21 protein-coding genes are annotated in these 18927 nt (G+C 60.6%); 12 read left to right on the forward strand and 9 right to left on the reverse strand.

Annotated features, from left to right (window positions below):
* Positions 1 to 69 precede the first annotated feature (69 nt).
* The 4 genes from scpB to AC1DH9_RS07790 all read right to left on the reverse strand — a co-directional run bounded on the left by scpB (position 70) and on the right by AC1DH9_RS07790 (position 3394).
* Positions 70 to 1056: an SMC-Scp complex subunit ScpB gene (gene scpB / locus AC1DH9_RS07775; RefSeq protein ID WP_427539160.1), complete on the reverse strand. Its 987-nt coding sequence runs from the start codon at positions 1054 to 1056 to the stop codon at positions 70 to 72.
* Between the two features lie 12 nt (positions 1057 to 1068).
* A complete protein-coding gene (locus AC1DH9_RS07780; RefSeq protein ID WP_427539219.1) occupies positions 1069 to 1767 on the reverse strand; it encodes a segregation and condensation protein A in 699 nt (232 codons plus the stop codon).
* Between the two features lie 120 nt (positions 1768 to 1887).
* Positions 1888 to 2517, reverse strand: a complete 630-nt coding sequence (locus tag AC1DH9_RS07785) for an L-threonylcarbamoyladenylate synthase (RefSeq protein ID WP_427529859.1) — start codon at positions 2515 to 2517, stop codon at positions 1888 to 1890.
* Between the two features lie 13 nt (positions 2518 to 2530).
* Positions 2531 to 3394 carry a PHP domain-containing protein gene (locus AC1DH9_RS07790; protein ID WP_054596259.1) on the reverse strand — a complete coding sequence of 288 codons (864 nt, stop codon included), beginning with the start codon at positions 3392 to 3394 and terminating at the stop codon, positions 2531 to 2533.
* 87 nt (positions 3395 to 3481) lie between these two features.
* Here AC1DH9_RS07790 and AC1DH9_RS07795 point away from each other — a divergent pair, with 87 nt between their 5' ends.
* The 6 genes from AC1DH9_RS07795 (at position 3482) to AC1DH9_RS07820 (ending at position 7595) form a co-directional block, all read left to right on the forward strand.
* Positions 3482 to 4078, forward strand: a complete 597-nt coding sequence (locus tag AC1DH9_RS07795; protein WP_427539163.1) for a septation protein A — start codon at positions 3482 to 3484, stop codon at positions 4076 to 4078.
* A 1-nt stretch (position 4079) separates the two neighbouring features.
* Positions 4080 to 4379, forward strand: a complete 300-nt coding sequence (locus tag AC1DH9_RS07800; RefSeq protein ID WP_054596257.1) for a YciI family protein — start codon at positions 4080 to 4082, stop codon at positions 4377 to 4379.
* A gap of 108 nt (positions 4380 to 4487) precedes the next feature.
* The gene (locus tag AC1DH9_RS07805; protein WP_054596256.1) at positions 4488 to 4898 is read left to right on the forward strand and encodes an SH3 domain-containing protein; all 411 of its coding nucleotides are present in this window, start codon (positions 4488 to 4490) and stop codon (positions 4896 to 4898) included.
* Between the two features lie 7 nt (positions 4899 to 4905).
* Positions 4906 to 5583, forward strand: coding sequence for a response regulator transcription factor (locus AC1DH9_RS07810; protein WP_019692426.1), 678 nt, complete (start codon positions 4906 to 4908; stop codon positions 5581 to 5583).
* Between the two features lie 151 nt (positions 5584 to 5734).
* Entirely contained in the window at positions 5735 to 6175 is a 441-nt protein-coding gene (locus AC1DH9_RS07815) for a Spy/CpxP family protein refolding chaperone (protein ID WP_123583953.1), read from the forward strand.
* A gap of 67 nt (positions 6176 to 6242) precedes the next feature.
* Entirely contained in the window at positions 6243 to 7595 is a 1353-nt protein-coding gene (locus AC1DH9_RS07820; protein ID WP_427539167.1) for a sensor histidine kinase, read from the forward strand.
* Between the two features lie 128 nt (positions 7596 to 7723).
* On the opposite strand, the gene AC1DH9_RS07825 is transcribed toward AC1DH9_RS07820, so the two are convergent.
* On the reverse strand, positions 7724 to 8290 hold the full coding sequence (locus AC1DH9_RS07825; RefSeq protein WP_427539170.1) for an NAD(P)H nitroreductase: 567 nt from the start codon (positions 8288 to 8290) through the stop codon (positions 7724 to 7726).
* A 120-nt stretch (positions 8291 to 8410) separates the two neighbouring features.
* Between AC1DH9_RS07825 and AC1DH9_RS07830 the strand changes: the two genes are divergently transcribed.
* Positions 8411 to 9865 carry a TrkH family potassium uptake protein gene (locus tag AC1DH9_RS07830; RefSeq protein WP_427539173.1) on the forward strand — a complete coding sequence of 485 codons (1455 nt, stop codon included), beginning with the start codon at positions 8411 to 8413 and terminating at the stop codon, positions 9863 to 9865.
* Here the strand turns inward: AC1DH9_RS07830 and AC1DH9_RS07835 are convergent.
* Positions 9822 to 10883, reverse strand: coding sequence for an AraC family transcriptional regulator (locus AC1DH9_RS07835; protein WP_427539176.1), 1062 nt, complete (start codon positions 10881 to 10883; stop codon positions 9822 to 9824). The genes AC1DH9_RS07830 and AC1DH9_RS07835 overlap by 44 nt on opposite strands.
* A gap of 159 nt (positions 10884 to 11042) precedes the next feature.
* Here AC1DH9_RS07835 and AC1DH9_RS07840 point away from each other — a divergent pair, with 159 nt between their 5' ends.
* The gene (locus tag AC1DH9_RS07840) at positions 11043 to 11354 is read left to right on the forward strand and encodes an Mpo1-like protein (protein WP_427539179.1); all 312 of its coding nucleotides are present in this window, start codon (positions 11043 to 11045) and stop codon (positions 11352 to 11354) included.
* A 99-nt stretch (positions 11355 to 11453) separates the two neighbouring features.
* Positions 11454 to 12044, forward strand: coding sequence for an HD domain-containing protein (locus tag AC1DH9_RS07845; protein ID WP_427539182.1), 591 nt, complete (start codon positions 11454 to 11456; stop codon positions 12042 to 12044).
* Between the two features lie 230 nt (positions 12045 to 12274).
* On the opposite strand, the gene AC1DH9_RS07850 is transcribed toward AC1DH9_RS07845, so the two are convergent.
* Entirely contained in the window at positions 12275 to 13090 is an 816-nt protein-coding gene (locus AC1DH9_RS07850) for a UDP-2,3-diacylglucosamine diphosphatase (RefSeq protein ID WP_427539185.1), read from the reverse strand.
* Between the two features lie 134 nt (positions 13091 to 13224).
* Between AC1DH9_RS07850 and AC1DH9_RS07855 the strand changes: the two genes are divergently transcribed.
* Both AC1DH9_RS07855 and AC1DH9_RS07860 read left to right on the forward strand, forming a co-directional pair.
* A complete protein-coding gene (locus tag AC1DH9_RS07855; RefSeq protein ID WP_427539188.1) occupies positions 13225 to 13983 on the forward strand; it encodes a helix-turn-helix transcriptional regulator in 759 nt (252 codons plus the stop codon).
* 91 nt (positions 13984 to 14074) lie between these two features.
* A complete protein-coding gene (locus tag AC1DH9_RS07860; protein WP_427539191.1) occupies positions 14075 to 14968 on the forward strand; it encodes a DMT family transporter in 894 nt (297 codons plus the stop codon).
* Here AC1DH9_RS07860 and AC1DH9_RS07865 read toward each other — a convergent pair.
* A complete protein-coding gene (locus AC1DH9_RS07865; RefSeq protein ID WP_427539194.1) occupies positions 14962 to 15249 on the reverse strand; it encodes an Rdx family protein in 288 nt (95 codons plus the stop codon). The genes AC1DH9_RS07860 and AC1DH9_RS07865 overlap by 7 nt on opposite strands.
* A gap of 70 nt (positions 15250 to 15319) precedes the next feature.
* On the opposite strand from AC1DH9_RS07865, the gene AC1DH9_RS07870 reads away from it, so the two are divergent.
* On the forward strand, positions 15320 to 17509 hold the full coding sequence (locus AC1DH9_RS07870) for a patatin-like phospholipase family protein (RefSeq protein ID WP_427539197.1): 2190 nt from the start codon (positions 15320 to 15322) through the stop codon (positions 17507 to 17509).
* Between the two features lie 110 nt (positions 17510 to 17619).
* Here AC1DH9_RS07870 and AC1DH9_RS07875 read toward each other — a convergent pair whose 3' ends face one another.
* Positions 17620 to 18924, reverse strand: a complete 1305-nt coding sequence (locus tag AC1DH9_RS07875) for a FimV/HubP family polar landmark protein (RefSeq protein ID WP_477808010.1) — start codon at positions 18922 to 18924, stop codon at positions 17620 to 17622.
* Positions 18925 to 18927: the final 3 nt, after the last annotated feature.

Here is an 18927-nt window from a genome sequence, read left to right on the forward strand (position 1 = left end):
GTGTCAGTCGACATCAATGTTGTCTGATACACCGCTATCGCGAGCAGGCTCGCTCCCACAGGGTTTGTGTCAGTCGTCGAATTGGCGGCGTTCGTTCTCGATCGCTTCGGCGAGGGCCTGGGCTTCGGCTTCTTCTTCGCTCAGTTCGGGTTCTGGCTTGGGCTGCTCCAGTGCAGCGACGGCTGCGAGGAGTTTCTCGCGAGCTTCGGCAACGCCCAGGACGTCGTCTTCAGCCTCATCCTCAACTTCTTCAGTTTCGGCCTCGGCCTGGTGCTCGGCCTCTACCGCCACCTCTACAGGCGTATCAACGGGCGATTGCGGCTCGCTGTCGCTGACCGCGCCGTCACGCAGCAAGTCGTCGAAATCGGTCTTGATCCCCTCTTCCATCGAGTCCAGTTCCAGCAACAAGGTATGGAAACTGGTCTCGTCTTTCGGTTCTTCCGGCTCGGCGCTGGCATCGGCCAGTTCTTGCAGGCTCTGCGGCACCGGTGCGTCGTCGAACTCGAGCATCGGTTCGGGCTCCAGCTCGCGCAGTTCGGCCAACGGTGGCAGGTCGTCGAGGTTCTTCAGGTTGAAATGATCGAGAAACGCCTTGGTGGTGGCGAACATCGCCGGCTTGCCCGGTACGTCGCGATAACCGACGATCCTGATCCACTCACGCTCCAGCAGGGTCTTGACGATGTGGCTGTTGACCGCCACGCCGCGTACATCCTCGATCTCGCCACGGGTGATCGGCTGGCGATAGGCGATCAACGCCATGGTCTCCAGCATCGCCCGGGAATAGCGCTGCGGGCGCTCTTCCCACAGACGTCCGACCCAAGGCGCGAACTTCTCGCGAATTTGCAGACGGTAGCCAGAGGCGACTTCCTTCAGCTCAAAAGCCCGACCGTCGCAGGATTTCGCGAGAATCGCCAAGGCCTTCTTGAAGACCGGCGGCTCCGGGCGCTCGCCCTCTTCGAAGAGCTCGAACAGGCGTTCCATCGACTGCGGCTTTCCCGAGGCCAACAGAAAGGCTTCAAGCAGTGGCGCCAGCTCGCGGGGTTCACTCAGATTCATTGATTTTGCTCGTTATTCGGCTCGCGCCCGCACATGGATAGCCGCATACGGCTCATTCTGCACCAGCTCGACCAAGGATTCCTTGACCAGTTCGAGGATCGCCATGAATGTCACGACCACACCCAAGCGTCCTTCTTCAGCGGTGAACAGCTCGACAAACGGCACAAAGCCGCCGCCCTTGAGCCGTTCCAGCACATCGCTCATGCGCTCGCGCGTTGACAATGCCTCGCGGCTGACCTGATGGCTTTCGAACATATCGCCACGGCGCAGCACCTCGGCCATGGACATCAGCAACTCTTCCAGACTCACGTCCGGCAGTAACTTGCGCGCCATCGCCTGCGGGGCATCGAGCTTGGGCACCACTACATCGCGGCCGACCCGGCTGAGGCCATCGATGCCTTCAGCGGCTGCCTTGAAGCGTTCGTACTCCTGCAAGCGACGGATCAGCTCAGCGCGCGGATCGTCCTCTTCCTCTTCGATCTCGGCCGAGCGCGGCAGCAGCATCCGCGACTTGATCTCGGCGAGCATCGCCGCCATCACCAGGTACTCGGCGGCCAGTTCCAGGCGCACCGACTGCATCAACTCGACATAGCCCATGTACTGCCGGGTAATTTCCGCCACCGGAATGTCGAGGATGTTGATGTTCTGCTTGCGGATCAGGTACAGCAGCAAGTCGAGCGGGCCTTCGAAGGCCTCAAGGAAGACTTCCAGCGCGTCCGGCGGAATGTACAGGTCCAGCGGCATTTCCATGACCGCCTGGCCATAGACCATGGCGAACGGCAGCTCTTGCTGTGCCCCGGCCTGGCTATCGACGGGCTCTACTGCGGACATCTAGGCCTCAACCGTAAACGGCGCGGGGTCACCGCAACCGACGCGAATCACTTCTGGCTCGCCGTCGGCCAGGTTGATCACCGTGGAGGCTTTGATACCGCCAAAACCGCCGTCGATGATCAGGTCGACCTGATGCTCAAGCAACTGACGCATTTCATACGGATCACTCAACGGGTCGGTGTCGCCGGGCATGATCAGGGTCACGCTCATCAGCGGCTCGCCCAGCTCTGCGAGCAGCGCCAGGGCAATCGGATGGCTTGGCACCCGCAGGCCGATGGTGCGCTTCTTCGGGTGCAGCAGCAGACGCGGCACTTCGCGGGTGGCGTTGAGAATGAACGTGTACGGCCCCGGCAAGTGGGCCTTGAGCAAACGGAAGGTGCCGGTGTCGATCTTGGCGAACAGCCCCAACTGTGACAAGTCGCTGCAAATCAGCGCGAAATTGTGCTTTTCATCCAGCTGACGCAGCCGACGCACGCGCTCCACAGCAGTCTTGTCGCCGATCTGGCAACCAATGGCGTAGGACGAGTCAGTAGGATAAATCACTACCCCGCCATTGCGGATGATCTCGACAGCCTGTTTGATCAGGCGCGCTTGCGGGTTTTCCGGATGAATCTGGAAAAATTGACTCACATTGTCTACCTGTTCAGACGGCAATAACGGCTGGGTCATGTTTGAACCGACACCAAAGTGGTGGCAGGTCCTCCGGGAGTGGGCGGTACTCGCCGATCTCGGACCAGCCTCCGGGTCCATGGAAATCACTGCCGGCACTGACCAGCAGACCGAACTCACGCGCAAGAATAGCCAGGCTGCCAACCTGCTCGGCCGGCTGATGGCCATTGACCACCTCGATTGCGTGGCCGCCTGCTTGAATATAGTCGGCAATCAGGCGACGGCGTTTGCTTCGGGTGAAATCATAGTGCCAAGGGTGCGCCAGACTGACCCATGCCCCGGCAGCGCGCAGGGTTTCGACGGTTTCTTCCAGGGTCGGCCAGTGCTGCTTGACGTCCCCCAGCTTGCCGGCGCCCAGCCACTTGCGGAAGGCTTCGGCACGGTCCTTGACGAAGCCTGCACGGACCAGATAGTCGGCAAAGTGCGGTCGGGCCGGCGCATTGCCACTGTCACCGAGCTCCTGCTGGATAGCCCGCGCACCTTCCAGCGCGCCCGGCATGCCCTTGAGTTCGAGCTTGCGGCTGATTTCTTCGGACCTCAGCCAGCGCCCGTCACGCAATTTGGCAATCGCCTCGACCAGCGCCGGGGCATTGACGTCGAACCCGTAACCGAGCACATGAATGGTCGCGCCCCCCCAGGTACAGGACAATTCGACGCCGTTGATCAGTTGCATCCCCAGCGCAACCGCAGCGCTGCGGGCCTCGTCGAGGCCTTCAAGGGTGTCGTGATCGGTCAAGGCCAGGACTCGCACGCCTTTCTCGAACGCACGCGCAACCAGTACCGCAGGCGCCAGGGCGCCATCGGAGGCCGTGCTATGGCAGTGCAAATCAACATTCACAGGACTGTGTAACCTCAAATCAGCTGGCGCTTTCGCGACTCAATATGTTTGTTATTATGCCGCCACATCCTGCTTCTGGCTGCCACTGTGAAACAATTCATCGACTTCATCCCGCTTCTGCTGTTTTTCATCGTCTTCAAAATCGATCCACGAGTCGTCGACATCGCCGGTTATCCACTGACCGTAGGCGGCATTTACAGCGCCACTGCGATGCTGATCACCAGCTCCCTGGTGGTCTACGGCACGCTGTTCATCAAACAGCGCAAGCTGGAGAAGAGCCAGTGGCTGACCCTCATTGCCTGCCTGGTCTTCGGTAGCCTGACCCTGGCTTTCCACAGCGAAACCTTCCTTAAATGGAAAGCGCCGGTGGTCAACTGGCTGTTCGCCCTGGCCTTTATCGGCAGCCACTTCATCGGCGACCAGTTGCTGATCAAACGCATCATGGGCCACGCGCTGACCCTGCCGGACCTGGTCTGGACCCGCTTGAACATCGCCTGGATCGGCTTTTTCCTGTTTTGCGGCGCGGCCAACCTGTTCGTTGCGTTCACCTTCCAGGACTATTGGGTCGATTTCAAAGTCTTCGGCAGCCTGGGCATGACCCTGCTGTTCCTGGTCGGCCAGGGCATTTACCTGTCCCGCCACCTGCACGACGCCGACACTTCTACGCCAAAAACCGAGGACTGACATGCTTTACGCAATTATTGCTACAGACGTCGCCAACTCCCTGGAAAACCGCCTGGCTGCGCGCCCTGCCCACATCGAGCGGCTGCAACAGCTCAAGGCCGAGGGCCGCGTGGTCCTGGCAGGCCCGCACCCTGCCATCGACAGCAATGATCCGGGCGCAGCAGGTTTCACCGGCAGCCTGATCGTCGCCGAGTTCGCCTCCCTCGAAGCCGCCAAGGCCTGGGCCGACGCCGACCCGTATATCGCGGCAGGCGTCTACGCCAACGTTCTGGTCAAACCGTTCAAGCAAGTCCTGCCATAACCCAGCCTCTGCGCGATGAACCTTCGGTTCATCGCGTGTTCAATTGCTCATTATTCTCGTTCAACGGCCGACAACCTGCCCAACACTCGATTGGAATCAGGAGTTTCGATGCGCCAAGGTCCGCTGTGTCTGCTGTTGGTCACGTTATCAATCGGGGCCTTCGCCCACGCCGAAGAGCACTCGGACTCAGGCTATTCAACGCCGCTGTCGTTAAGCGCCGGAAGCCAGATCACCGAATTGCAACAGCGCTTGAAAGAGAGCGAGCGACAACGAGAAGAGCTGAACAAACAACTGCAAAATGCCGATAACGAACGCGAAAGCGCTTTGCTGGGCCGGTTACGCCAAGAGAATCAGCGCCTCAAGCTGCAACTCAAGGAAGCCCAGGCAAACCCGCTGCCGCGCCTGCTGACCGATCAACAGCAGTGGTTCGTCACAGGCGCGGGGGTAGCGCTATTGGCCCTGCTCTGCGGTATCTTCGCCAGTGGTGGACGTAGAACACGTCGGCAATGGCTAAATTGAGTGAGTCATGAGCGAGCTGTTACTAATTGATGATGATCAGGAGCTGTGTGAGCTCCTGAGCAGTTGGCTGAGCCAGGAAGGTTTTGTTGTGCGCGCTTGCCACGACGGTCTGAGTGCGCGCCGCGCCCTGGCCGAATCTGCGCCGGCAGCAGTGGTGCTGGACGTGATGCTGCCCGACGGCAGCGGTCTGGAGCTGCTCAAGCAATTGCGCAATGACCACCCGGACCTGCCGGTGGTGATGCTCTCGGCCCGTGGCGAGCCGCTGGACCGGATCCTCGGGCTGGAACTGGGCGCCGACGATTACCTGGCCAAGCCTTGTGATCCCCGAGAGCTGACCGCGCGCCTGCGGGCGGTGCTGCGACGCAGTCATCCGGCAGCGGTGTCCAGCCAGATGGAACTCGGCGACCTGTGCTTCAGCCCGGTCCGTGGCGTGGTCAGCATCGACGAACAGGAGTTCACCCTGACCGTCTCTGAAAGTCGCCTGCTCGAAGCCCTGCTCAAGCAACCCGGCGAACCGCTGGACAAGCAAGAGCTGGCGCAGATCGCCCTCGGGCGCAAGCTGACCCTGTACGACCGCAGCCTCGACATGCACGTCAGCAACCTGCGCAAAAAAATCGGCCCACACCCCGACGGCCGCCCGCGCATCGTTGCCCTGCGCAGCCGCGGTTATTACTACAGCCTCTGAACCCAACACGGCCCTGTAGCAGCTGGCGAGCCCGCGAGCCTGCGTTCGGCTCGGTCCGCGCTCGGGCGAAGCAGTCGTACCGCCGCTGACCTTGATCTGCGTAATCTGTACTCATCCGGAACACACCGGGAACGAGACAAGGAGACACACCATGCGCAAGACCCTTATCGCTTTGATGTTCGCCGCTGCACTGCCAACCATTGCCATGGCTGCACCAGAAGGCCAAGGTCCGATGGGTCCAATGGATGGCCACGGATACAGCGAGCACATGCACGGCGGCAAAGGCATGTACAGAGAGTTGAACCTCAGCCACGAACAACGCGAACAGATTCGCAAACTGATCGGCGAGCAGATGCATGCGCGTAAAGAGTTGGTCGAGCAGTACCTGCAAAAACTCTCGCCAGCCGATCAGCAGGCCATGAAAGACCAAATGGCGGCCGGCCGCCAGAAAACCGAGCAGGACATACGTGCCCTTCTCAAGCCGGACCAACAGCAGAAGTTCGATGCTATCCAAAAAAAGCGGGCCGAACGCAAAGCCGAATGGGAGCAGTTCCAGGCCTGGAAAGCCCAACAACCGAAAAAAACGCAATAATGCTCTAGCGTTTCCCCCCAGCCCAATGGTCAATCGCCATTGGGCTTTCTTTGTTTGAGGACTTACCGTGCGTTCATTGTTCTGGCGCATCCTTGCCAGCTTCTGGCTGGCCATCGCTCTGGTTGCAGGGTTATCGATCCTGCTCGGGCACATGTTGAACCAGGACGCCTGGATTCTCAGTCGCCACCCGGGCCTCAATACCCTGGCGCAGGAATGGACGCAACTCTACGAAGAAAAAGGCGAGGACGCGGCACAGGCCTTGCTCGAACAACGCAAACGGCGTTACCACATCGATGTTCAGGTACTGAACGAAGGTGGTGACCCGGTGGTGCGCGGGACCTTTCCTCGCCGCGCGGCAGCCCTGGAAGCACGGCAGAACGACAACCCCGACGACAGCGGCCGCCACCTGCCCTGGCGGCGTCTGACGGTCGAGTACACCAGCCCGAAAACCGCCGAAACTTACTTGCTGATCTACCGAATTCCGCATCCAGAGCTCAACGCCTGGCACCGCAACAGCCTGCTTTGGCCCCTCAGTGCGCTGTCGATTGCCCTGGTGGTGCTGACGCTGTTCAGCCTGCTGGTGACGCTGTCCATCACCCGCCCGTTGAGCCGTCTGCGCGGTGCGGTGCACGACCTCGGTCAGACGACCTATCAGCAAAACAGCCTGGCGCGGCTGGCCAATCGGCGTGACGAGTTTGGCGTGCTGGCCAATGACTTCAACCGCATGGGCTCACGCCTGCAAAGCCTGATCGGCAGCCAGCGGCAACTGCTGCGCGACGTGTCTCACGAGCTGCGTTCACCCTTGGCCCGGTTGCGTATCGCCCTGGCCCTCGCGGAACGGGCCGGCCCCGAGGAACGCGAAAAGCTCTGGCCACGACTGACCCGCGAATGTGATCGCCTGGAAGCACTGATCAGTGAAATTCTGGTGCTGGCACGGGTCGACGCCGACAACGCGAGTGCCGAAGAGATTGACCTCAATGGACTACTCAATACAGTGCAAAAAGACGCTCAGCTTGGCGCTCCGGAGCAAAGCATACGTATCGAAGCCGAACCGCAATTAAGCCTCAAGGGCTGGCCGACCATGATCGAGCGGGCACTGGACAACCTGTTGCGCAACGCCCAACGCTTCAATCCGGCAGGACAACCGATTGAAGTGCTGGCATTGCGTCAGGGAGACCGGATTGTGATCAGCGTGCGCGACCATGGCCCCGGTGTAGAAGCCGAGCATTTGAACCAACTGGGGGAGCCGTTTTTTCGGGCGCCCGGGCAGACAGCCGCCGGACATGGCCTGGGGCTGGCCATCGCCCGGCGTGCGGCGGAGCGCCACGGCGGTAGCCTGATTCTGGCCAATCACCCGGAAGGCGGATTCATTGCCAGCCTGGAGTTGCCATTAGAACCCGGCGCGACCGTACAACCCTAAAAACCTGTGGGAGCGAGCCTGCTCGCGATAGCGGCCTGACAGTCACATCTATGTTGAATGTGCCGGCTTATCGTCGGATCGCCGCCCGGAGCCGGCTCGCTCCCACATTAAATCAATCTGCCAATGATTCAGGGCTTGGCAGGCCAGGCGCCGACAAACTCGGCGAGATCGACTTTCCCGGCCACCCGCGGTTCGTTCTGCGGCGTGCCCAGGTAAAGGAATGCAATCACTTCTTCACCTTCGGCCAGGCCCAACCCCTGGGCCACATGCGCCGAATAGACCAGTTCGCCGGTACGCCACACTGCGCCGATCCCCTGAGCGTAAGCCGCCAGCAAGATAGCGTGTGCCGCACAACCTGCCGCCAGCAACTGCTCGGACTTTGGCACTTTGACGTGGTCTTGAACGCGCGCCACTACAACGACCACCAACGGCGCACGCAGCGGGCCGTTGCGCGCCTTGTCCACCAGGGCCTGAGGCACATCGGCGTCTTGCAGGCGTGCAGCCTCAGCCAGTATCTCGCCCAATTGCTCGCGCGCCGCGCCTTCGACCGTCAGGAAACGCCACGGCTGCAAATGCCCGTGATCCGGCGCGCGCATGGCTGCGGAAAACAACACTTCCCGTTGTGCAGCAGTGGGCGCCGGGTCGAGCAAACGCGGAACGGATACACGGTTGAGCAAAGCGTCGAGAGCCTGCATCGGCCACCTCCTGAAAAAAATGTCTGGCTATTCTAGCGGCAACTGCCGCCGGGGTGCCGGTTTACATGCCCTGCCTCGCAGGTAGAATGGCGCCCTTCCCTATCAGCCCGAGCGGACCTCATGGCGTTGCCGACCTTACGGATTATTGGTTTCATCATCGGCATCTTCCTGATCACCCTGGCCATCAGCATGGTTGTGCCGATGGCAACCCTGCTGATTTACGACCGCACCAGCGACCTGCCGTCGTTCCTCTGGGCCAGCACGATTACCTTTGTCGCCGGTCTGGCGCTGGTCATCCCCGGGCGACCCGAGCATATACACCTGCGCCCGCGGGACATGTACCTGCTCACCGTGTCGAGCTGGGTAGTGGTCTGCATATTCGCGGCATTGCCGTTCCTGCTGACTCAGCGCATCAGTTACACCGACTCGTTTTTCGAAAGCATGTCGGGCATCACCGCCACCGGTTCTACTGTGCTCAGCGGCCTGGACAGCATGTCTCCGGGGATCCTGATGTGGCGTTCGTTACTGCACTGGCTGGGTGGTATCGGCTTTATCGGCATGGCGGTCGCGATTCTGCCACTGCTACGCATCGGCGGCATGCGGCTGTTTCAGACCGAATCGTCGGACCGTTCCGAAAAAGTCATGCCGCGTTCGCACATGGTGGCCCGGCTGATCGTCGCCGCCTACGTCGGCATCACCATCCTCGGCAGCCTGGCGTTCTGGTGGGCGGGCATGAGCCCGTTCGATGCGGTTAACCATGCGATGTCGGCAATATCCACCGGCGGCTTCTCCACCTCCGACCAGTCCCTGGCCAAGTGGACGCAACCGGCCGTGCACTGGGTCGCGGTAGTAATCATGATTCTCGGCAGCCTGCCATTTACCTTGTACGTGGCGACCTTGCGCGGCAATCGGCGGGCGTTGATCAAGGATCAGCAAGTGCAGGGATTGCTCGGCATGCTGCTGGTGACCTGGCTGGTACTTGGCACCTGGTATTGGTGGACCACCGACCTGCATTGGCTGGACGCACTGCGCCATGTCGCGCTGAACGTCACCTCGGTGGTCACCACCACCGGTTTTGCGCTGGGGGACTACAGCTTGTGGGGAAACTTCTCACTGATGCTGTTCTTCTACCTGGGCTTTGTCGGTGGTTGCTCGGGGTCGACCGCTGGCGGGATCAAGATCTTCCGTTTCCAGGTGGCCTTTATCCTGCTCAAGGCCAACCTCAATCAACTGATCCACCCGCGTGCGGTGATCAAGCAGAAGTACAACGGTCATCGTCTCGACGAAGAAATCGTGCGCTCGATCCTGACGTTTTCGTTCTTCTTTGCGATCACCATTTGCGCCATCGCCCTGGCGCTGTCGCTGCTGGGCGTGGACTGGATGACAGCCTTGACCGGCGCCGCCAGCACGGTTTCCGGAGTGGGTCCGGGACTGGGTGAAACCATCGGACCGTCCGGTAACTTCGCCAGCCTGCCCGACGCCGCCAAGTGGATTCTGTCCCTCGGCATGTTGCTCGGGCGACTGGAGATCATCACCGTGTTTGTACTGTGCATCCCGGCATTTTGGCGTCACTGAGTGCTTTGGGCACGTCCATCAACCGCATCCGGTATTCGCCGGGTGTGGTATCGAACCAGCGCCGAAAAGCCCGGAAGAAATTGCTCGGATCGGCGAACCCCAACAGGTAGGCAATTTCCAGCAGGGTCATGTTCGGTTGCGCCAGGTACTGCTCGGCCAACTCACGGCGCGTGTCGTCGAGCAGCGTCTGAAAACTCGTGCCCTCTTCCTGCAGGCGTCGCTGCAAGGTGCGCTGGGACAAGTGCAGGGTTTGCGCCACCGTGTCGCGCTTGGGCTCGCCTTGCGGCAGCAGGCGACAGAGCACTTGCCGTGCCTTGTGGGTGACCCGGCTTTCAGAAAACCGCGCCAGGTATTCGCCGGCAAACCGGTCATGCAACAACGCCATGGCCTCGTTGGCAGTCGGCAACGGCGTGTCCATGTCTGCTTGTTCGAAAATCAGTGCGTCATAAGGCGCGCTGAACTCCAGCGGTGCATGAAAGGCTTTTTTATAGGGTTCGAGGTCTTTGGGTTGATCGCCCTGCATCAGCACTTTGCGTGGCTGCAAGGTGCGCCCGGTCAGCCAGCCACACAGGCTCAGCGCGCAGGCTAGCGATGCTTCGGCACTTTGTCGGGTGGGTGGCAGATGGTCGCCATGCACCGTCAGAATCAGTGCATAACCTTCGGGTAACAGGCGAAAACTCAGGTCGGCGCTTTCAGCAATGATCCGCTGATAACGCACCAGGCGCTGAAAGCCTTCCGCCAGGGTCTGGCTGGACATCAACGCATAACCGACCACATGAAACGATGCCGGGCGGACCAACTTGCCCATGTTCAGACCGATCGCCGGGTTGCCGGACAGCTCTACCGCGCGCTGCCAGAGCCGTGTCATCGAATCTTGAGGAAAGCGCGCATCCGGATCATCCAGCGCCGCATAGTCGAGCCCCAACTGTGTGAACAAGACCCGGCAATCCAGGCCGTCCATCTCCAGTGCCTTGACAATCCCCATCGCCCAGCTTGCAGAAGTCGTTCGTTCGCTCATGGCGTTTTCTTACTTGATGTGCGCGTATCACGGCCAATTTCAGAAGGATACTAAAGTGGCGCCCAAGGTCACTGGCTGTTGCCACTGATGACTCTAGACTTAAATAAGCTGCCCGCAGAACATCCGCTCAGCAGCGCAATAACCACAGAGATCGCAGTCGTGGAAAACATCAAACGTTTCAGCAGCTTCGCCGAGTTTTACCCGTATTACCTCAGCGAACACAGCAACAGTATCTGCCGACGCCTGCACTTTGTCGGCACCAGCCTGGTGATTTTCATCCTGGCCTTCGCTATCGGCAAAGGTGCCTGGCTATTTTTGCTGGCCCTGCCCCTGGCCGGCTACAGCTTCGCCTGGGTCGGACACTTTTTCTTTGAAAAGAACCGGCCGGCGACATTCCAGCATCCGCTTTACAGCCTGCTCGGCGACTTCGTCATGTATCGCGACATGATCCTCGGCAAAGTGCCTTTCTAGGCTCGCCGGGCCATCAAGCCGTCCCACATGGCCAGTGCAGCATTGGATCCAAGCTCTACACTGCACGACGTCCCTTCGAAAACAATAAGAGGATAGCTGATGAATGCGCACGCCCGTTTCACCCATATGAAGGAAGGTACGCAGGAAGACTGGGCGATCATCGCCGCAGACTTCAGTGCCTACGCCAAACAACTACCGACACGGATTGTGGCGCACCTGAAACTACTGGAGGGTGATTTTGGCGGTTTCCCGGTCGATCGGCTGACCCACTCACTGCAAACCGCCACCCGTGCCTGGCGCGATGGCCGGGATGAGGAATACGTGGTGTGTGCGCTGCTCCACGACATTGGCGATACCCTTGGCTCCTACAACCACCCGGACATTGCGGCGGCGATCCTCAAGCCTTTCGTCAGCCCTGAAAACCTGTGGATGGTAGAAAAGCACGGGATTTTCCAGGGCTATTACTTCTTCCATTACCTGGGCATGGACCGGCACCTGCGCGAGCAATTTCGCGAACACCCGCAGTACCGGCAAACCATCGAGTTCTGCGCCAGGTATGACGCTGCGGCCTTTGATCCGGACTACGAGAGCCTGCCGCTGAGTTTTTTCGAACCGATGATGGAACGCCTGTTTGCCCGACCGAAAAATTCGATCTACATGGCAGCGATGGAAGAACACGCACCGGTCTGAATCTCCTCGGAACCGGTTTGGGTATCCATACAACGCTGAAATACGCCGCAGGACTACTTCCGTAGCAGCTGCCGAGCCTGCGAGGCTGCGTTCGGCTGCGAAGCAGTCGTTGAGTCAGGTAACCCGCGTATACAGGAATTGCGAGGAATACGTCCTCCAACACAGCCACGCAGGCTCGGCAGCTGCTACTGTCGCAACAGGTCCAGACCTGACAGCAAACACTTCGCGACTTACGCCGGTTCTGCAACCTTCACAGCCTTGAGCTGTGCCTCTCGCGCCTGTGCATCCGCCAACCGATACAACTCGATCGAGCCATCCCAATGCTCGATCAAGGCCGTGCACGACTCTACCCAATCTCCGCAATTGAGGTAGTCCACCTCGCCGACCTTGCGGATTTCCGCATGGTGGATGTGCCCGCAAACCACCCCGTGCAGCTCGCGTTTGACACACTCGTGGGCGATGGCCTCTTCGAAGTCGCTAATGAAGCTGACCGCGGTTTTGACTTTGTGCTTGAGGTACGCCGACAACGACCAGTAACCGTAGCCGTAGCGAGCACGCCAGTGATTGAGCCAGCGGTTGAGGGTCAGGGTGAACTCGTAGGCCGAGTCGCCAAGAAACGCCAGCCAGCGGTGATAACGGGTGATCACATCGAACTGATCGCCGTGAATCACCAACAGGTGCCGGCCATCCGCGGTGACGTGGACCGCCTCGTCCACCAGTTGAATATTGCCCAGGATCAGCTTCGAATAACGCCGCAGAAACTCATCGTGGTTGCCGGTGACGTAAATCACCTCGGTGCCGCGCTTGCTCATGGTCAGCAAACGGCGAATGACGTTGGTGTGAGCCTGCGGCCAGTACATGCCGCTGCGCAGCTTCCAGCCATCGATGATGTCGCCGACCAGATAGATCTTGTCAGCCTGATAGCCCTTGAGAAACTGCGACAAATGCTCGGCCTGGCAATCCCGGGTGCCGAGGTGCACATCGGAAATCCACAAGGTACGCACGCGTTGTTTAAGGCTGGGTTTGGCACGTTCGGCGCTGGTCATGGACAACCTCTGCGGGATTTTCCGCAAGCTTGCACCGCAGCGATTAATAGCCCATGACACAAATACGGCAGTCTGATGACAGCCCGAACCCAGGCGCGGCCGGTGTAGACTGCGAGTCTGCCCAGGAGACTGCGATGAGACCGATCCTCACGCTACGCCAGTACACCCACGACCTGATCGTCCACAGCCATGACCACGCGCAACTGGTGTTCGGTCTATCGGGTGCGCTCGACTTCGAGGTCGGCGGTCATGGCAGCCAGGTGGTGCAGCAGAGTTTTGTAGTCGTACCGTCAGGCGCTCATCACGCTTGCGGCAGCCCGAATGGCAGCCGCTGCCTGGTGCTCGATGTGCCGAGCGATCAATGGGTTTCGCAATCATTGGGCGAGCATGCCGAGGCCAGTCGGCGCTTGCTCGACAACCCCGGACGCTTGCCGCTGGATGCCGGGCAAAGCCAGCTGGTGAGCTGGCTGGCGAGCAGCCCGGTCGCAGACCCGCTGATCGCCCAGCAAGGCGCCGTGTTGTTGCTCGCCAGCCTCAACAACGCCGCGCCGAGCAGCATCGCCGGGCGCCGCCTGCCTTACGCCGCGCTCAATGCGCACATCGACCAATACGCCGCCTATCCGCTGCAAGTCGCCGATCTGGCGCGCGTCGCCGGGCTGTCCAGCGCACGTCTGCACGCACGCTTTGTCGCTGAATGCGGACAGACGCCGATGGATTACATCCGCAGTCGCCGCCTGCACATCGCGGTGAAGTTGCTGCGTGAATCCGCGCTGCCCATCGGCGAAGTGGCCTGCCGTGTCGGCTATGGCTCACAGAGCGCATTCGCCGCAGCGGTAATGCGCGAGTTCGGCGCCTCGCCGGGCACGCTGCGTCGTACAGCGAACAAGCGCTAGGCTGGCGATAAAAAACGCGAGTCTGACGACAGACAGATCAGGCCGTCACGCGGTTCAATGTCGTCATTGTTTCTATGGATTAAGGATTGAAATGACTCCGCGTACCGCCCTTGGCGCCCTGCATATCGGCGCATTGATGTTTGGCCTGACGGGTGTGTTCGGCAAACTCGCCGCGGCCTCCCCTGCCATCATTGTCTTTGGCCGTGCGGCATTCGCAGTGATCGCGCTGGCATTCTTTGCCCGTTTCGCCAGCAACACCGGCTGGCAGAAACTCGAAGCGGTGGACTGGCGTCGCCTGTTGCTCAGCGGTCTGTTGCTGGCCGGGCATTGGGTAAGCTTTTTCATTGCAGTGAAAGTCGCCGGCGTGGCGATTGCGACCCTGGGCTTTGCCAGTTTCCCGGCGTTCACAGTGATCCTCGAAGGCCTGATCTTCCGCGAGCGAATCCGTGCCAATGAAATACTCCTAGTGACGCTGGTGAGCGTCGGCCTGGTGTTGGTTACCCCGGATTTCGACCTCGCCAGTGAAGCCACCAGCGGCCTGCTCTGGGCCGTGGGCTCGGGCCTACTGTTCGCCTTGCTGTCGCTGACCAACCGTGCCAGCTCCGGGCGGATACCCGCCGTGCAGGCAGCGCTGTGTCAGAACGTAGTGGTCGCACTCTGTCTGCTGCCGGTGGCGGCACCAGGCTTGAGTGAGGTGCGCGCCATCGACTGGCTATGGATCGGTCTGCTCGGGGTGTTCTGCACCGGCGTCGCCCACAGCCTGTTCGTTGCCAGCCTGGCGGTGATCAAGGCCCGTACCGCCGCGGTGGTGTTTGCACTGGAGCCGGTTTATGGCATCACCGTCGCCTGGCTGCTGTTCGATGAGAATCCGACACTGCGGATGTTGATTGGCGGTGCGCTGATCATCATCGCGATCGTGGTGTCCAGCAGCCTGTCTGGCAGCTCAAGCAAGAAAAACGTGGCGGCCGAAGCAGCGTCTCACTGAGTTCTGTCGTTGTGGCCCAAATCGCGATCCGGGTCGATCTGATCGCGAACCCGCTGCTTGAGCACCTTGGCTTCCGGGAAGCCACCCTCGGCCTTGCGCTCCCATATCTGCACGCCGTCGCAGGTAATGAAAAACACCCCGCCGGTTCCCGGCACCAGAGAAACTTTACCCAGGTCGTCACCGAAGGTACTGAGCAGCTCCTGGGCCAGCCAGGCGGCGCGCAACAGCCACTGGCATTGCGTGCAGTAAGTGATGACGACTTCCGGTTTGTGTGTGGTCATGGCGTGCTGGACTCCTGAGCTCGATGGCGCCGCTATAATAGCCGCCTTTGCCGCTCGCCCGAGACTCCCGATGCGCCGTCTGCTGTCCTGCCTGTTGCTGTGTGTGCTCCCATTGTTCGCGTATGCCGCTGAAACACCCCGACCGAAAGTCGGACTGGTGCTGTCGGGGGGCGCGGCGCGTGGGCTGGCGCATATTGGTGTGCTCAAGGCGCTGGAAGAGCAAGGCATCAAGATTGATGCGATTGCCGGCACCAGCATGGGTGCGGTCATTGGCGGGTTGTACGCCTCGGGCTACAAGATCGACGAACTGGAAAAGCTCGCGTTGGGCATCGACTGGCAACAGGCCCTGTCCGATGCGCCGCAACGTGCTGACGTGCCGTTCCGACGCAAACAAGACGACCGCGACTTCCTGGTCAAGCAGAAACTGAGCTTTCGCGACGACGGCAGCCTCGGCCTGCCGCTGGGAGTCATTCAGGGGCAGAACCTGGCGTTGTTGCTCGAAAGCCTGCTCGCTCACGCCAGTGACACCCGGGATTTCGACAAACTGCCGATCCCTTTCCGCGCCGTCGCAACCGACATTGCCAGCGGCGAAAAAGTGGTCTTCAGCAAAGGCCACCTGCCCCAGGTGATCCGCGCCAGCATGTCGATCCCCGCCGTGTTCGCCCCGGTCGAACTCAATGGCCGGCTGCTGGTGGACGGCGGCATGACCGACAACATTCCGTTGGACGTGGCCCGCGAGATGGGCGTCGACGTCGCCATCGTGGTCGATATCGGCACCCCGTTACGCAGCCGTAAACAACTGACAACCGTGGTCGACGTGCTGAACCAGTCAATCACCCTCATGACTCGCCGCAATTCCCAGGAGCAGCTCGCGGAGCTGCGCAAGGACGATGTGCTGATCCAGCCGCCACTGGCCAGTTTCGGTGCCACCGATTTCGGCAAGGCCCAGGAAATGATCGATGCCGGTTATCGCGCCACCCGTATCCTCGATGCCCGGCTGGCACGCCTGCGTCCCGCCGAGCCGGTGGACGGTGAACTGACCGCCGCTCGCGCTCCCGGTCAGCGCACGCCGATCATCACTGCGATCAAGGTCGAAAATGACTCGAAGATCGGCGACGACGTGATCCGCTACTACATTCGCCAGATCATCGGCGAACCGCTGGACCTGGAGCGTTTGCAGACCGACATGGGCACCCTGTACGGCCTGGACTACTTCGAACAGGTGCAGTACCGCGTGGTCCACAAAGGCCAGAACCACACGCTGGTGATCAGTGCTCGCGGCAAACGCAGCGGTACCGACTACCTGCGCCTTGGGTTGAACCTGTCTGACGATATGCGCGGTGACAGCGCCTTCAACATTGGCGCCAGTTACCGAATGAACGCCATCAACCGCCTCGGTGCGGAATGGCTGACACGAGCGCAGATTGGTGATCGGCAGGAACTCTACACCGAGTTCTACCAGCCACTGGACGTCGGCTCTCGCTACTTTGTCGCACCGTATGCGGCGTTCGAATCGCGGAACGTCGAGGCCATCCTGGACAACGACCCGGTGGCCGAATATCGCCTTGAGCGTTATGGCTTCGGTTTGAATGTCGGGCGACAAATCGGCAACAGCGGCGAAATCCGTTTCGGTATCGGTGAGGCGTGGGGCAAGGCAAACGTGCGGATTGGTGACCAAAGCCTGCCCAGCGAAAGCTTCAGCGAGGGGTTTTACCAGCTCAAGTATTCGTTCGACTCGCTGGACAATGTGTACTTCCCTCATACGGGCGAAGACATTGGCCTGGCATTCCGCGAATTCGAACCGACGCTGGGTTCAGACAAACGCTACCGTCAATGGGAATTCAAACTGGACAAGGCACTGAGCAGCGGCCCGGACACCTTCATCCTTGGCGGTCGCTACGGGCGCACCCTGGATCAGACCGACGTGGTGACCTCGAGCTTCGTGCTCGGAGGGGCGCGACAACTGTCGGGCTTCCGGCAGGACTCGATTTCCGGCCAGAACATCAGCCTGGCCCGCGCGGTGTATTACCGTCGCCTGACGCCGCGGGCTTATCTGCCGCTGGACTTCCCGCTGTACATCGGAGCGTCGCTGGAACGTGGCCGCGCCTGGAACAACGACAACGAATTCGACAGCGGCTACATCAACGCTGCCAGTGTATTCCTCGGTTTCGACACGCCTTTGGGGCCGCTGAACTTCAGCTATGGCTTCAATGACGACGATCAGAGAGCGATTTACCTGAACCTTGGGCAGACGTTCTGATCGCAGGTATGGCGCAAATTGATGGCTGCGCAAGACCTGTAGGAGCCCAGCTCGCTGGCGATAGCGATCTCACGGACGCCATCGCTGGCAAGCCATGCTCCCACAGGAGCTCAGCGAATACTGGCCAACAGGTTGCGGGCAGTTTGCTTCAAGGATTCATCACTGTCCTTGAGTAGCTCGTTCAATAGCGCAATGGCGCTGTCCAGATCACCGTCGTCGATGCAGTTCTGCGCTTCTTCCAGTTTGCCGGGGTGATTCTCGTCGTGCGCCGGTACCGCGAATTCGCCCGACAACGGCTCGAGCTCCAGGGGCGGTGATGCATCGGCGAAATGATCTGGAAAGCCATCGTCCAGCGGTTCCAGCGGTTCCAGCTGATCCATGGGGTTAGCCATTGCCGCTGTTGTGTCGGACGGACTGGCCAGGTCCCAGCTCGAGTCCATCGACAGGTCATCCAGATTCAGCTGGAACTCATCCCGTAGCGAGGCCGCAGGTTCAGCCGTCGACTCAAGTGTCGCCGACGATTGTGCACTGGTCAGTTTCGGCGAACGTGCGCGAATCTGCTCCAGCACCTCGGCGCTGTAACCCGCTTCAAGCAAGCTGTTTTCGTGGTCCGAATACGCTGCGCTGTCGCCCTGCAGCCCCAGCACCTCCAACAACTTCAGGTTCAAATCGCTGCGCTGCGGCTCTTTGAGCAAGGCTTCGCGCAACAGACTGACTGCCTCGGCGAAGCGGTCATAGGTCAGGTAGATACCGACGCCCTCAAGCACTTCTGCCCCCTGAGCCGCTTCACGGTTCACAGGGGTGACCTGTGTCGTAGAAAGCTCAATCGATGGTTTCTGCGCACTATCGGGCGCTCCCCGACTGACCACCGGCTCATGTCGCGGCGCGGGTTCCGATACAGCCTGTACCCGCCGCTGACGGAGCGCAAACAAGCCCAGCAGCAACAGCACGCCAAGCACCAACAGACCGCCGATCAGCCACAACGCCCAACCACTGCTCGTCTCATCCACGGCGGCTGCGGGCACCGGAACTGGCGCGACAGGAATGACGGGGGCGGGCAAGGTTTTTTTGGCTTCGGCCAACTCGGTTTGCAGATCGCTGACTTGCTTGCGCTGGCTGGCGATCTGCTCATCCTGGGCTTGTAGCCGGGTGTTCAACTGATCGACCGTTTGTTTCAGTTGCTGGTTTTCCAGGACGCTGGCTGCCAGCAGCTCGGAAGTCGGGTCGGTAGCCGCAGGCGCCGTGCTCACCGGGGGGGCAGCAGGCGTTTTGACGGGTGCGGTGGCAGTGGGTTGCTGGCTGATCGTCGGGGCCGGCTCGACATCACTCGCCGGTACGATCCCCGGTGAACCCGGTGGATCGATCAGCACCGTGTATTCGCGCAACAAATGCCCATTGGGCTGGTTCGCCTGCACCAG

This window comes from Pseudomonas sp. 05T35 (genome assembly GCF_056396605.1).